The sequence below is a fragment of the Zhongshania borealis genome, assembly GCF_039539625.1.
GTDB classification, from domain to species: domain Bacteria; phylum Pseudomonadota; class Gammaproteobacteria; order Pseudomonadales; family Spongiibacteraceae; genus Spongiibacter; species Spongiibacter borealis.
On the sequence record NZ_BAABDM010000005.1, the window covers coordinates 220928 to 235157 of the forward strand.

General features: G+C 50.6%; 12 protein-coding genes and 1 tRNA gene. 12 read left to right on the top strand and 1 reads right to left on the bottom strand.

What is annotated here, in order from left to right; all coding sequences use genetic code 11:
• Window positions 1-87 precede the first annotated feature (87 nt).
• The 3 genes from carA (at window position 88) to greA (ending at window position 5090) form a co-directional block, all read left to right on the top strand.
• A complete protein-coding gene (carA, locus tag ABD836_RS14075; RefSeq protein WP_344937064.1) occupies window positions 88-1218 on the top strand; it encodes a glutamine-hydrolyzing carbamoyl-phosphate synthase small subunit in 1131 nt (376 codons plus the stop codon).
• A 171-nt stretch (window positions 1219-1389) separates the two neighbouring features.
• The gene (carB, locus tag ABD836_RS14080) at window positions 1390-4611 is read left to right on the top strand and encodes a carbamoyl-phosphate synthase large subunit (protein WP_344937065.1); all 3222 of its coding nucleotides are present in this window, start codon (window positions 1390-1392) and stop codon (window positions 4609-4611) included.
• Entirely contained in the window at window positions 4608-5090 is a 483-nt protein-coding gene (gene greA / locus ABD836_RS14085; RefSeq protein ID WP_344937067.1) for a transcription elongation factor GreA, read from the top strand. The genes carB and greA overlap by 4 nt, the downstream gene beginning before the upstream one ends.
• A gap of 4 nt (window positions 5091-5094) precedes the next feature.
• Here greA and ABD836_RS14090 read toward each other — a convergent pair whose 3' ends face one another.
• The gene (locus ABD836_RS14090; protein ID WP_344937069.1) at window positions 5095-5403 is read right to left on the bottom strand and encodes a YhbY family RNA-binding protein; all 309 of its coding nucleotides are present in this window, start codon (window positions 5401-5403) and stop codon (window positions 5095-5097) included.
• A gap of 91 nt (window positions 5404-5494) precedes the next feature.
• Here ABD836_RS14090 and rlmE point away from each other — a divergent pair, with 91 nt between their 5' ends.
• The 9 genes from rlmE (at window position 5495) to nusA (ending at window position 14213) form a co-directional block, all read left to right on the top strand.
• Window positions 5495-6118 (top strand): 23S rRNA (uridine(2552)-2'-O)-methyltransferase RlmE, encoded by a 624-nt coding sequence (gene rlmE, locus ABD836_RS14095; RefSeq protein ID WP_344937071.1) that lies wholly within the window; start codon window positions 5495-5497, stop codon window positions 6116-6118.
• 112 nt (window positions 6119-6230) lie between these two features.
• Window positions 6231-8180, top strand: a complete 1950-nt coding sequence (gene ftsH, locus ABD836_RS14100) for an ATP-dependent zinc metalloprotease FtsH (protein WP_344937164.1) — start codon at window positions 6231-6233, stop codon at window positions 8178-8180.
• A 7-nt stretch (window positions 8181-8187) separates the two neighbouring features.
• The gene (folP, locus tag ABD836_RS14105) at window positions 8188-9063 is read left to right on the top strand and encodes a dihydropteroate synthase (RefSeq protein ID WP_344937073.1); all 876 of its coding nucleotides are present in this window, start codon (window positions 8188-8190) and stop codon (window positions 9061-9063) included.
• Window positions 9056-10390: a phosphoglucosamine mutase gene (glmM, locus tag ABD836_RS14110; RefSeq protein WP_344937075.1), complete on the top strand. Its 1335-nt coding sequence runs from the start codon at window positions 9056-9058 to the stop codon at window positions 10388-10390. The genes folP and glmM overlap by 8 nt, the downstream gene beginning before the upstream one ends.
• Before the next feature lie 71 nt (window positions 10391-10461).
• Window positions 10462-11217: a triose-phosphate isomerase gene (gene tpiA / locus ABD836_RS14115; RefSeq protein WP_344937077.1), complete on the top strand. Its 756-nt coding sequence runs from the start codon at window positions 10462-10464 to the stop codon at window positions 11215-11217.
• Entirely contained in the window at window positions 11217-11603 is a 387-nt protein-coding gene (secG, locus tag ABD836_RS14120; RefSeq protein ID WP_344937079.1) for a preprotein translocase subunit SecG, read from the top strand. The genes tpiA and secG overlap by 1 nt, the downstream gene beginning before the upstream one ends.
• A 7-nt stretch (window positions 11604-11610) precedes the next feature.
• Window positions 11611-11696: transfer RNA gene (locus ABD836_RS14125), tRNA-Leu, on the top strand.
• A gap of 513 nt (window positions 11697-12209) precedes the next feature.
• Window positions 12210-12665, top strand: coding sequence for a ribosome maturation factor RimP (gene rimP / locus ABD836_RS14130; protein ID WP_344937166.1), 456 nt, complete (start codon window positions 12210-12212; stop codon window positions 12663-12665).
• 45 nt (window positions 12666-12710) lie between these two features.
• Complete coding sequence (gene nusA / locus ABD836_RS14135) at window positions 12711-14213, top strand: transcription termination factor NusA (protein ID WP_344937081.1); 1503 nt, start codon at window positions 12711-12713, stop codon at window positions 14211-14213.
• Window positions 14214-14230 lie beyond the last annotated feature (17 nt).

Below are 14230 nucleotides of genomic sequence, written 5' to 3' on the forward strand. Positions count from 1 at the left end.
GTATTTTCCTCTGTGGTACCTAGGTTGTTGTTCCGGCGCGTTTGTCGGTGGCAACTCTCGGCCGCAAGTTTGATCCAGGAGGTAGTCTTGACGGTTCCAGCCATACTTGCCCTCGAAGACGGCAGCATATTCCGGGGCATCGCTATTGGTGCCGATGGGCATTCGGTTGGCGAGGTCGTGTTTAATACCGCGATGACAGGGTATCAGGAGATCTTAACCGATCCCTCATACGCCCGCCAAATCGTGACCCTTACTTATCCCCACATCGGCAATACCGGTGTGAACAGCGAAGACGAAGAGGCGACCGAAATTTGGTCCGCTGGCTTGGTTATTCGTGATCTGGCCATGACGGCTAGCAGTTTCCGTAGTGAACAAAGCCTTTCTGATTATTTAAAAGCCCGCAATATTGTCGGCATTGCCGATATTGATACCCGTCGCCTCACTCGTATTCTGCGGGATAAAGGTGCGCAGGGTGGTTGCTTAATGGCTGGCGATATCGATGAGGCCAAGGCACTGCAATTAGCGAAAGACTTTGCCGGTTTGAAAGGCATGGATTTGGCGAAAGAAGTGACAACCGCCGAGTCTTATGAGTGGCGCGAAGGCAGCTGGCAGCTAGGTGAAGGCAGTCGCAGCATGACTGATGCTGAATTGCCCTACCATGTTGTGGCGTATGACTTCGGCGTTAAGCGTAATATTTTGCGCATGTTGGCCGATCGGGGTTGCCGCTTGACCGTTGTGCCGGCGAAGACGCCCGCCGCCGAGATATTGGCGATGAAGCCCGACGGCGTGTTCCTGTCCAATGGCCCAGGCGATCCAGAGCCTTGTGATTACGCCATTGCGGCGATCAAAGAAATTCTTGCAACAGGTCTGCCGGTGTTTGGTATTTGTCTTGGCCACCAATTGCTGGCTTTAGCTTCAGGTGCCAAGACCGTCAAAATGAAATTTGGCCACCACGGCGCTAACCACCCAGTGCAAGACTTGGCGACCAAGGTTGTGCATATCACCAGCCAAAACCATGGTTTTGCGGTTGATGAAGATTCCTTGCCTGGGAATTTAGAAGTGACCCACAAATCGCTGTTTGATGGGTCATTGCAGGGAATTCGGCGCACTGATATCCCCGCATTCGGATTTCAGGGGCACCCTGAAGCGAGTCCAGGTCCCCATGATATCGCGCCATTGTTTAATCAGTTTATAGATTTGATTAAAGCCTCTAAGTAGGCTGAGTAGAAAGTCCGGCCTCGCGGTTTTGTAGGCTATTTTACTGACCCGACGTTGTGAGACTGACGTCGGGCCAGAAATTGCATTATCGCGCCCGACTTTAGCGTCTGACGTCCAGCTTCCGACGTCCGACTTTTTGTAACGAAGCACAGAGTCAGATGATTAGAACTTATGCCAAAAAGAACTGATATTCAAAGCATCCTCATCCTCGGTGCTGGTCCGATCGTTATCGGCCAGGCCTGTGAGTTCGATTACTCTGGCGCGCAAGCGTGTAAGGCGCTTCGCGAAGAGGGTTATCGGGTTATTTTGGTAAACTCGAATCCCGCGACCATCATGACTGACCCGTCAATGGCCGACGCCACGTATATCGAGCCAGTGGTGTGGGAGACTGTTGCCAAAATTATTGAGAAAGAGCGTCCGGATGCGCTGTTGCCCACCATGGGTGGCCAAACTGCACTGAACTGCGCGCTGGATCTGGATCGCGAAGGGGTGCTGGAAAAATACGGCGTGGAAATGATTGGCGCCACTAAAGATTCCATCGATATGGCGGAAGACCGCCAATTGTTCGATAAAGCGATGAAGCGTATCGGTCTGGCTACACCACGCTCGGCGATTGCTCATAGCATGGAAGAAGCGCTTCAGGTGCAGGACTCTATCGGTTTTCCTGCGATTATCCGCCCTAGTTTCACCATGGGTGGTTCCGGTGGCGGTATCGCCTATAACAAAGAAGAATTTATTGAGATCTGTACCCGTGGTCTAGATCTGTCGCCGACGAATGAGCTGTTGATTGATGAAAGCTTGATTGGTTGGAAAGAGTTTGAAATGGAAGTTGTTCGCGATAAGAACGACAATTGCATTATTATCTGCGCCATTGAAAACTTTGATCCCATGGGTGTTCATACCGGCGACTCAATAACTGTTGCGCCAGCGCAAACGCTGACCGACAAAGAATATCAAATCATGCGTAACGCCTCTTGTGCAGTGCTGCGCGAGATCGGTGTTGAAACTGGTGGATCAAACGTCCAGTTTGGTATGGAGCCGGATACCGGTCGTCTTGTCGTAATTGAAATGAATCCTCGTGTGAGTCGCTCTTCGGCATTGGCTTCTAAGGCTACTGGCTTTCCGATTGCCCGTGTTGCGGCTAAATTAGCGATTGGTTATACCTTAGACGAGTTGCAAAATGAAATTACGGGTGGCGCGACACCAGCGTCTTTCGAGCCCGCTATCGACTATGTTGTCACTAAAATTCCACGTTTCACCTTTGAAAAATTTGGTGAAGCGCAGACGCGTCTGCACACCCAGATGAAGTCGGTGGGTGAGGTTATGGCGATTGGCCGCACCTTCCAGGAGTCGTTGCAGAAAGCACTGCGCGGTTTAGAGGTCGGTTCTGCTGGTTTTGAACATCAGATCGACACTGATCGTGACGATGCCCGCGATATTCTGATTGCTGAATTGACGAACCCAGGTCCAGAGCGCATTTGGTTTGTTGCCGATGCTTTCCGCGCGGGTATGAGTGTTGAAGAAGTCTATGAACACTCTTGGATCGACCCTTGGTTCCTTGTTCAAATTGAAGACATTGTAAAAACTGAAAATTCTTTGAAAACGGTGGCCTTGGCCGACATCACCAAAGATATGATGTGGCGTTTGAAGCGCAAAGGCTTCTCAGATCAGCGTTTGGCCGTATTGCTGGCAGTGAGCGAAAAGCAGCTGCGCGGCTTGCGTCATAGTCTTGATATTCACCCGGTGTACAAGCGCGTAGACACCTGTGCTGCAGAGTTTGCCACGTCTACTGCCTATATGTACTCGACCTACGAGGAAGAGTGCGAATCCAATCCGTCTGATCGTGAGAAGATTCTAGTAATTGGCGGTGGGCCAAACCGTATTGGTCAGGGTATTGAGTTTGATTACTGTTGCGTTCACGCGGCGCTGGCCATGCGCGAAGACGGTTACGAAACCATTATGGTTAACTGTAACCCCGAGACAGTATCGACCGATTACGATATTTCAGATCGCTTGTATTTTGAGCCGGTAACATTGGAAGACGTGCTTGAAATCGTCGCCAAAGAAAAGCCCAAGGGTGTCATTGTGCAGTTTGGCGGGCAGACTCCGCTGAAGCTAGCGCGTGATTTAGAAGCAGCTGGCGTGCCGATTATTGGAACGACACCTGACGCGATTGACCGCGCCGAAGATCGCGAGCGTTTCCAGCAAATGCTGCAGCGTTTGAATATTAAGCAGCCGCCTAATACCACCGTGCGTTCTGAAGAAGCAGCGCTGCGCGCCGCGGCAGAAATTGGTTACCCCTTGGTTGTGCGTCCATCCTATGTATTGGGTGGTCGGGCCATGGAAATTGTTTACAAAGAAGAAGAGCTTGAGCGCTACATGCGTGAAGCGGTGCGTGTCTCTAACGACTCGCCGGTATTGCTTGATCACTTTTTGAATGCAGCGGTTGAGGTTGATCTTGACGCTGTTTCGGATGGTAAGCATGTCGTCATTGGCGCGATTATGCAGCATATCGAGCAGGCGGGTGTCCACTCTGGTGATTCCGCGTGTTCATTGCCTCCCTATTCTTTGGATGCGGATGTACAGGATCGCATGCGCGAAATCGTCAAAGCTATGGCGCTCGAGTTAGGCGTAGTGGGTTTGATGAACGTACAGCTGGCTGTGCAGGATGGCGAAATCTATGTGATTGAGGTGAACCCTCGTGCGTCACGTACCGTGCCTTTTGTTTCTAAGTGCATCGGAATTTCGCTAGCGAAAGTTGCGGCGCGCTGCATGGCCGGTACCAGCTTGGCCGAGCAGGATTTTACCGAAGAGCGTGTTCCTAAGTATTTCGCTGTTAAAGAAGCGGTTTTCCCCTTTAATAAATTCCCTGGCGTTGATCCCATTCTTGGGCCAGAAATGAAATCGACCGGCGAAGTCATGGGCTTGGGTGAGACATTTGCTGAAGCATTTGCCAAGGCTGCTGTTGGCGCAGGTGAAGTCTTTCCGACCAGTGGCAAGGCGTTTATTAGTGTTCGTGACCCAGATAAAGAGGGCGCGGTCGCGGTTGCAAGTCAGTTGGTCGAATTAGGTTTTAGCCTGTTGGCAACCCGCGGAACTCACAAGGTGTTGACGGCAGCGGGTCTTAAATGCCAGCGTGTGAACAAGGTATTGGAAGGTCGCCCCCATATTGTGGATATGGTAAAAAATGGTGATGTCGATCTGATAATTAATACGACTGAAGGTAAGCAGGCAATAGCGGATTCTTCGTTGATCCGTCGCAGCGCTCTAGCCAATAAGGTGAGTTACACCACGACTTTAGCCGGTGCTGAGGCAATTTGTCAGGCATTGGTGTTTGGTGAAGAGAAAACTGTGCGCCGCTTACAGGATGTTCACAAGGGGTTTATGCAATGAGTTTATTGCCAATGACTGTGGCAGGGGAAAAAGCCCTGCGCGAAGAGTTAAAAAAACTAAAATCGATTGATCGCCCGCGGATTACTCAGGCGATCGCCGAAGCGCGCGCTCACGGTGACTTAAAAGAGAATGCTGAGTATCACGCTGCCCGCGACCAGCAGGGTTTTTGTGAGGGCCGGATTCAAGAGATCGAGGGTAAGCTGGGTGGTGTGCGGGTCATTGATATTACTGCCATCCCTTATACTGGCAAGGTTATTTTCGGCACAACAGTGTCGTTAATTAACTGTGACACTGATGAAGAAGTGACCTATCGCATTGTTGGTGAAGACGAGGCCGATGTAAAAATTGGTAAGATTTCGGTGACTTCGCCTATTGCCCGCGCCTTAATTGGTAAAGAAGCGGGAGACGTCGCGGTCGTTGTTGCGCCAGGTGGCAATATTGAATATGAGATCGACAAGGTAGAGCACCTCGCCGAGTAATTGCTTAAGCCCGAAGCAGGTTGGACAGCTTCGGGTTTGGCTTTTTCGCTGGGCGATAAATCAAGGCAATCTTGCCAATAGCCTGAATCAACAGCGCCTTGTGCGCTTCACACAGTTGCTCAATAAGTGCACGGCGCTCAGTTGGCTCAGCTATATTGACTTTAACTTTAATCAATTCGTGATCATCTAGTGCTCGATCCAGCTCCAGCGCAACGCTTTCACTAAGTCCTTTGTCGGCAATCATAACAACGGGACTTAGTTTGTGACCGATGCTGCGTAGGTGTTTTTTATCGCTGGCGCTGAATTTGGGCATAATATATCGAACCGGGAAAGAGCGTGGGCGCTTATTTTACTCGAAAGCGCGCGCTGTCGGTATCTCAATTCTCGCTAATAACGGAGTTAGTGTGGCGAAACCTAAAGGATCCAGCGGTGCATGGCTGAAGGAACATTTTGACGATCAGTACGTCAAAATGGCTCAGCGTGACGGATACCGCTCCAGAGCCTGCTATAAATTACTCGAAATTCAGGAAAAAGACCGCCTGATTAAGCCGGGTATGTGCATTGTAGACTTGGGTAGCGCGCCGGGCGGCTGGTCGCAGGTTGCCGCTATGCTAGTGGGGCATCACGGCCGGGTATTGGCTTCGGATATATTGGAGATGGACTCCATCGCTGGGGTTGAGTTTGTTCAGGGTGATTTTACTGAAGAAACTGTCTTTAATGAGTTGATGGCACATATGGGGAATACCAAGGCTGACCTTGTAATTTCAGATATGGCCCCCAATATGAGTGGTATGAGAGATGTTGATCAGCCGCAATCTATGTATTTGTGCGAGCTGGCACTGGATATGGCGGGATTAGTGCTCCGTCCGGGTGGGAGCTTTGTCACCAAGATATTTCAGGGTGAGGGTTTCGATGAATATATGCGTCTACTTCGAGCGCGATTTAGCAAAGTGGTGACCCGCAAACCTGCGGCATCGCGGCCGAGATCTCGAGAAGTATATTTAGTGGCCACTGGTCTGCGCGCTTGAATATTGCGTAGAGGGTGTCGGATTTATGGTGTAGAGTGGGCAGATATCCGGGCATTTTTCCCGTTTGCAGCCTCTGCAAACAGTGCAGCGTGAGGATCGGTTTTTGAACGATATGGCAAAGAATTTACTGTTGTGGCTAGTTATCGCCGCTGTTTTATTGACGGTGTTTAATAATTTTAGCGTTCAGTCTCCAACAGAACAGCTTAATTACTCCCAGTTCATTTCTGAGGTTCAGAATGAGCGAGTGCGCAAGGTGGTTATTGACGGCCTTATGATCAGCGGTGAGCGGGCGGATAAGAGCCGCTTTGAAACCGTGCGGCCGTTGCTTGACGACCCGAAACTCATTGACGATTTGCTGCAACACGACGTCGTCGTTGAGGGCACAAAGCCTGAGCGTCAAAGTTTGTGGACTCAGCTGCTCGTGGCGAGCTTCCCGATATTGATTATCTTGGCGATTTTCATGTTCTTTATGCGCCAGATGCAAGGTGGTGCTGGTGGTGGCAAGGGCGGCCCGATGGCCTTTGGTAAGAGCAAGGCGCGCTTGCTGAGTGAAGATCAAATTAAAACCACTTTCGCCGATGTTGCAGGTGTGGATGAGGCCAAAGAAGACGTACAGGAGTTGGTTGAATTTCTGCGTGACCCAGGTAAGTTCCAGCGTCTCGGTGGTCGTATTCCGCGTGGTGTCTTGATGGTGGGCCCGCCGGGGACCGGTAAAACCTTGCTAGCGAAGGCGATTGCAGGCGAAGCTAAGGTGCCGTTCTTCTCAATTTCCGGTTCTGACTTCGTTGAAATGTTTGTTGGTGTCGGTGCGTCTCGTGTTCGCGATATGTTCGAACAAGCTAAGAAGCAGGCGCCGTGCATTATCTTTATTGATGAGATTGATGCCGTAGGTCGCCATCGTGGCGCTGGCATGGGTGGTGGTCATGACGAGCGTGAGCAAACCCTGAACCAATTGCTGGTTGAAATGGATGGTTTTGAAGCCAATGACGGCGTAATCGTTATTGCCGCAACTAACCGCCCAGACGTACTTGATCCCGCGTTATTGCGTCCTGGCCGTTTTGACCGCCAAGTGATGGTAGGTCTGCCTGATATTCGTGGCCGCGAGCAAATTTTAAAAGTACATATGCGCAAATTGCCCTTGGGTGATGATGTTGAAGCTTCGGTTATTGCGCGTGGTACCCCAGGTTTCTCTGGTGCCGATTTGGCCAACCTTGCTAACGAAGCGGCGCTGTTCGCCGCCCGTAGTAACTTGCGTTTGGTTAGCATGTCGCAGTTTGATTTAGCAAAAGACAAAATCATGATGGGCGCCGAGCGCAAGTCTATGGTGATGTCAGATAAGGAAAAGCTAAATACCGCTTATCACGAGGCTGGTCACGCTATTGTTGGCCGCACCGTGCCCGAACACGATCCAGTTTATAAGGTCAGTATTATTCCTCGTGGGCGCGCTCTTGGCGTGACCATGTTCCTTCCCGAGGAAGACCGTTATAGCTTGAGTCGCCGCCACATCATTAGCCAAATCTGCTCGTTGTTTGGCGGTCGAATTGCTGAAGAGATGACTCTGGGGGCGGATGGTGTAACCACTGGCGCGTCGAACGATATTCAGCGTGCCACCGATATCGCGCGTAAAATGGTGACCAAATGGGGCTTGTCCGACAAGATGGGTCCATTGATGTATGACGATGCTGAAGAAGAGGTTTTTCTTGGTCGCTCTGCCGGTCAGGCCGGTAAGGGTCACTCGGGTGAAACCGCTCGGCAGATTGATGAAGAAGTGCGTCGCATCATTGACGAGTGCTACGCCGCTGCGCGCAAAATTCTGGAAGAGCATCGTGGTAAGTTAGACGTGATGGCTGATGCCTTAATGCTCTATGAAACCATTGATGCAAAACAAATCGACGATATCATGAACGGCCGTACGCCTCGCAAACCGGCGGGTTGGGGTGATGATGATGACCGTCGTGGTGGCCGAGCTGTTAAAGACGAAGTCGATGAAGATCAGGCGCCTAAACCTGATAAGAAAAATCGTCCAGAAGATCCCTTTGTCGACTCGGTGAGCGATCACTAGGTCGGTAATGCATAACTTTCAACCCTCATCGCAGCTACGCTGCGGTGAACGCCTGTTAGACCTGCGCGAGCCGCAGGTTATGGCGATCATTAATGTCACTCCTGACTCATTTTCTGATGGCGGTAAATACCACGCCGGCTCAGTTTTGCTCGACAAAATTTTAGCGCAAGTCGATTTGGCCTGTTCAGAGGGTGCCGGTCTTATTGATATTGGCGGTGAGTCTACGCGGCCTGGCGCTGCACCAGTAACTGAAGCGGAAGAGTGTCAGCGGGTGCTGCCTGTGATTGAGGCTATTGCAAAGCGGTTTGATGTAATCATCTCGGTTGATACTAGTAGTGCAGGCGTAATGCGTGAAAGCGTGGGCTTGGGTGCTGGCTTTATTAATGATGTGCGGGCATTGCAGCGACCCAATGCTTTGCAGGTGGCGGCTGCTAGTGGTTTGCCGGTGAGTTTGATGCATATGCAAGGCGAGCCCGATTCAATGCAAGACAACCCGGTATATAGAGATATTGCGGCAGAGGTCAATGCTTTTTTGCGCCGACGCATTGAAAATTGTATGGCTGCGGGTATTAGCCAAGAGCGTATTGTGCTCGACCCTGGTTTTGGCTTTGCAAAAACACTTGCTCACAATCTGGAGCTGTTTCGGCGTTTGCCTGAAATAGTATCTTGGGGTTACCCAGTATTAGTGGGTGTATCACGAAAATCGATGATTGGCACGCTAACGGGGCGGGTTGTTGGTGAACGTCTTGCCGGGAGTGTTGCTATGGCGGCTATGGCTGTTGAGCGTGGTGCTCATATTATTCGGGCTCACGATGTAAAAGAAACGGTAGATGCGGTGCGCGTAGCGCAGGCCTTAAAGCTTGAGAAGACAGCGAATGACTAGAAAATATTTTGGCACCGACGGTGTGCGTGGACGGGTTGGTAAGGGTGCAATCACTCCAGAGTTTGTTCTCAAATTGGGCTGGGCTGTAGGCCAGGTTTTTGCGCGTGAAGGTCGCAGTAAGGTATTGATTGGCAAAGATACCCGTATTTCTGGCTACATGTTTGAGTCGGCGCTGGAGGCGGGTTTAGTTGCCGCTGGTGTCGATGTTCTATTGTTGGGGCCAATGCCAACGCCGGCAATTGCGTATTTAACGCGAACCTTTCAGGCCCGTGCCGGTATCGTTATTAGTGCGAGTCATAACCCCTACTACGATAACGGTATTAAGTTTTTTTCTGCCGACGGCAGTAAATTAGCCGATGAAGTAGAGCTCGCCATTGAATCGGCCATTGATTTAGCAATGACCACTGTGGATTCTGCGGATCTGGGTAAAGTGCGACGTATTGAGGATGCGGCAGGGCGGTATATTGAATACTGCAAATCAACGGTTGCGACAGGGCTGTCACTAAAGGGCATGATTATTGTTCTTGATTGCGCCCATGGTGCAACTTATCACGTTGCGCCGGCAGTATTTACTGAATTGGGCGCAGAGGTCGTCGTGATGGGGGCCTCTCCGAATGGATTAAATATCAACGCTGATGTGGGGTCTACTCACCCGGTGGCGTTGCAGCAGCGCGTTGCTGATGAGGCGGCTGACTTTGGTATCGCGTTTGATGGTGATGGTGACCGCGTTTTATTTGTAGATGCCAATGGCGATCTAGTTGATGGTGACGAGCTGTTGTTTATTATCGCCGCTGAACGTTTGCGCAGGGGCAAGCCTTGTCCTGGCGTTGTAGGAACCCTGATGTCCAACCTTGGATTTGAGTTGGCGCTAAAAGCCGAAGGAATTGCCTTTGAGCGGGCTCAGGTGGGCGACCGCTATGTTAAGGAGCGAATGAACGCGTTGGATTGGGATTTGGGTGGTGAGAATTCCGGTCATATTATTTGTGCCGATGTTAGCACGACTGGTGATGGTATCGTTGCTGCGTTAAAAGTCGTTGGTGCGATCGCCAGCAGCGGCAAGAGCTTGGCAGAATTAAAGCGGCCTGTGCGTAAATTTCCGCAAATAATGGAAAATGTTCGCATTGAATCGCCTGTTGATCTTAATAATAGTGAATTAGTCGCGGCGATTGAGGCGGTTGAGCTGGAATTAGCGGGGCGAGGCAGGGTATTATTGCGCGCGTCCGGAACTGAGCCCTTACTGCGGGTCATGGTTGAAGGTGAAGATGCTGAACAAGTTGCGGCACTTTGTAAGCGACTGGCAGATAAGGTGAAAAAGCTGACATCTTAAGCGTTCGCCTCCTTGTATGTATTTGTAAGTTTATGTAAGATTGGCGCCCATTTTGCGCTAAGGGAAAGGGCATGCGAAGTAATCTCGTAGCGGGTAATTGGAAGATGAATGGCGACAGTGCCAGCATCGGAAAATTGATGGCAAATTTAACGGCTGCGCTACCTGCAGAACCGGGTGTAGATATTGCCGTGTTCCCACCCTCAGTGTATATCGCGCAAGTTATCGGCGGTTTTACTGGTTCGCCAGTCGCGGTCGGTGCGCAAAATGTGTGTGAGCAGCCTGGTGAAGGTGCTTACACTGGCGAAGTGTCTGCGGCGATGTTGGCAGATGTTGGGTGTCGATATGTGATTGTTGGTCACTCCGAGCGCCGCGCTATGTATGAAGATAGTAACGAGCGTGTCGCGCAGAAAGCACGACATGCTTTAGAAAAAGGTTTGATGCCGATTGTTTGTGTGGGCGAAACCGAGGTGCAGCGTGATAGTGGCGCGACTTTGGATGTTATAGCCGAGCAATTGCAGTCGGTGTTCGCCGTGTTAAGCGTTGAAGACATGCACAGTATTGTTGTTGCTTATGAACCTGTGTGGGCAATTGGTACTGGGAAGACAGCTACGCCGTCGCAGGCTCAAGAAGTGCACGCGTTTATCCGTGCTTTGTTTGCGAAAAAAGATGAGCCTTTGGCGAAGGGCTTGAGAATTCTGTATGGCGGCAGTGTTAATGCTGGTAATGCAGGTGAATTATTCGCGCAGGCGGATATTGATGGCGGTTTAGTAGGTGGTGCATCACTTGATGCGCAGGAATTTTCCGCAATATGTCGGGCGGCGGAGTAATGGAACAAGCAATTTTAATCATACATGTGTTGGCTGGCTTATCGATCATTGGGTTGATTCTGGTTCAGCAGGGTAAGGGCGCAGACATGGGGGCCTCGTTTGGTTCTGGTGCCTCCCAAACGATATTTGGTAGCAGCGGCAGCGGCAATGTGTTGACTCGCGCAACTGCAATTTTGGCGACTGTTTTCTTTATAACTAGTTTGTCATTGGCATATGTTGCTAAGCAGCGTAGTGGTGGTGGCGACGATATTATTATTGATATTCCTGAGCTGCAGGAAAGTCGCGATGTTGCGCCAGTGGGTGATGGAACAATGCCTGCTCAGTCTGATGAGCTGCCAATGGATATGCCGGCAAGTGAAGAAATGCCGGAAGCAGGATCGAAGTAAAAGTTTAGCCGAAGTGGTGGAATTGGTAGACACGCCATCTTGAGGGGGTGGTGAGCATAGCTCGTGCGGGTTCAAGTCCCGCCTTCGGCACCAAATAAAAAGGGGTTATCGCTTAGTCGATAGCCCCTTTTTTTGTGTTTGTGCGGCAGGGCAGTTGTTGTCGTGTTTCCTTGGGTGGCTTGCTGATGTTAGGCCCTTGGTGCTGTACCTGTAGCCATGGTGTTTGGCTTGTTGTTGGTGATTGTAAGCGCCGGGATTTTGCTGGGTGATTGCGGTGTCGAGCCGGGTTTTGTTTTTGTCTGTCGCGTTTTTGTTTGTATTTATTACGCGACGCCAATTCGGTTGCGGGCGAGGCGAATCGCTTGCGGTGCGCAGTGTTACTTGCTTGACCTGTATCGGGGCAGCGACTATAATGCGGCCTCCTGATAGTAGGTCGGTAGCGCGATAGTGGCGAGCGGGCTTTAGACCTAGGATGTACGGTTTCCTAGGGGTGATCAGAAGTTTTCAAAAGCCCCTTGCACAGGGGCTTTTTCGTATTGCCACAGGGCATGCGTTAAGGAATTTCGAGTGGGCCTTGGGCCCATTTTTTATTGGTGGGTAGTGAACTTGTCTGGTAAGACCGTCAAATTAGAAGAGATGTTACGGCCTGGCGTGGAAGCGCTGGGTTATGAGCTTTGGGGCTTGGATCACCAGTCTCAGGGGCGTCATACTTTGTTGCGCGTGTACATTGACAGCGAAAATGGCATTGGTGTGGATGATTGCGCCAAGGTAAGTCACCAGATTAGTGGCGTATTGGATGTCGAAGACCCAATTGCTGGCGAATATAATCTTGAAGTTTCATCGCCGGGTATGGATCGGCCTTTGTATACGCTAGAGCAGTATGCTCTGTACATAGGTAGTGATATCAACCTGCGATTGCGAGTTCCTTTTGAGGGACGTCGTAAATTCCTTGGTCGCCTTACAGGCATTGAGGATGGCGATGTGGTACTGACGGTGGAGGAGCATGAGTATTTGCTGCCCTTCGATCAGATTGATAAAGCGAATGTTGTGCCCCGGTTTTAATCGGGCGCGCTAATTTCAATAGCCGGCTGCGGAAAGAGGCGGATAATGAGTAAAGAAATATTATTGGTAGTTGAGGCCGTCTCTAATGAGAAGGGTGTGTCTAAGACCATTATTTTCGAGGCCATAGAGCAGGCCTTGGCGACGGCGGCTAAAAAACGCTACGACGAAGACTCTGAAATCCGTGTGGTAATTGACCGTGTTACTGGTGATTACCAAACTTTTCGGAGCTGGTTGGTTATGCCAGACGACGAGATGGCTTTACTAGGCACTCAGCTGACTATCGAAGAAGCTCACGAATACAGCACTGATCTTAAGGCCGGTGACACCTACGAGGAAGTCGTAGAGAACGTTGGTTTTGGACGTATTGCTGCGCAAACTGCCAAGCAAGTCATTGTGCAAAAGGTACGTGAGGCTGAGCGTGCGCAGATTGTTGACGAATACCAAGATCGTGTTGGTGAGTTAATTAACGGCACCGTAAAGAAAGTAACCCGCGACAGTATTATTGTTGATTTGGGTGGAAATGCAGAGGCGTTGTTGCCACGCGAAGAGTTGGTGGGGCGGGAAGTTTTCCGCATCAATGATCGCGTTCGCGCCATTCTGGCTGATGTTCGCCCAGAAGCTCGTGGGCCGCAATTATTCCTAAGTCGCGCCTGCCCTGAAATGTTGATTGAGCTCTTCAAAATTGAAGTGCCTGAAGTTAATGAAGAAGTGATTGAAATTCGTGCTGCGGCGCGTGATCCGGGTTCGCGCGCTAAAATCGCCGTTAAAACCAATGATGGTCGTATCGATCCTGTTGGTGCCTGTGTTGGTATGCGTGGTTCGCGAGTGCAGGCTGTTTCTGGCGAGCTAGGAAATGAGCGCGTTGATATTATTTTGTGGGACGACAATCCTGCGCAGTTGGTCATTAACGCAATGGCGCCTGCTGAAGTTGAGTCGATTGTTGTCGACGAAGATACCCACACCATGGATGTTGGTGTGGCGGACGATAATTTAGCGCAGGCGATTGGTCGTGCTGGGCAGAATGTTCGTCTCGCTGGTCAGCTTACCGGTTGGACAATCAATGTGATGAGCGTTGAAGAAATGTCAGCCAAGCACGAGCAAGAATCAGGTCATATTATTAGTTATTTTGTTGAAGCCCTTGATGTTGGCGAAGACATTGCAGAAGTTCTGGTAGAGGAAGGTTTCACCACGCTTGAAGAGGTGGCCTATGTTCCTTTAGAAGAAATGATGTCGATTGATGGTTTTGACGAAGATTTGGCTCAGGAGCTGCGTGCTCGAGCGAAAGATGCGCTGCTGACGCAAGCGATTGCCAGCGAAGAAGTTTTGGAAAGTGCCGAGCCGGCTGAAGATTTGTTGACAATGGACGGGATGGAAAAACATCTAGCGTTCATTCTTGCCAGCCGTGGCGTAGTAACGATGGAAGATCTGGCCGAACAGGCTGTTGAAGATCTTCTCGACATTGAAGATATGACTAAAGAACGGGCCGGAGAGTTGATTATGACTGCTCGTGCTCCGTGGTTTGCAGACGAAGACGAAACTGCAAAATAAGCGAGTCGTACCGTTTT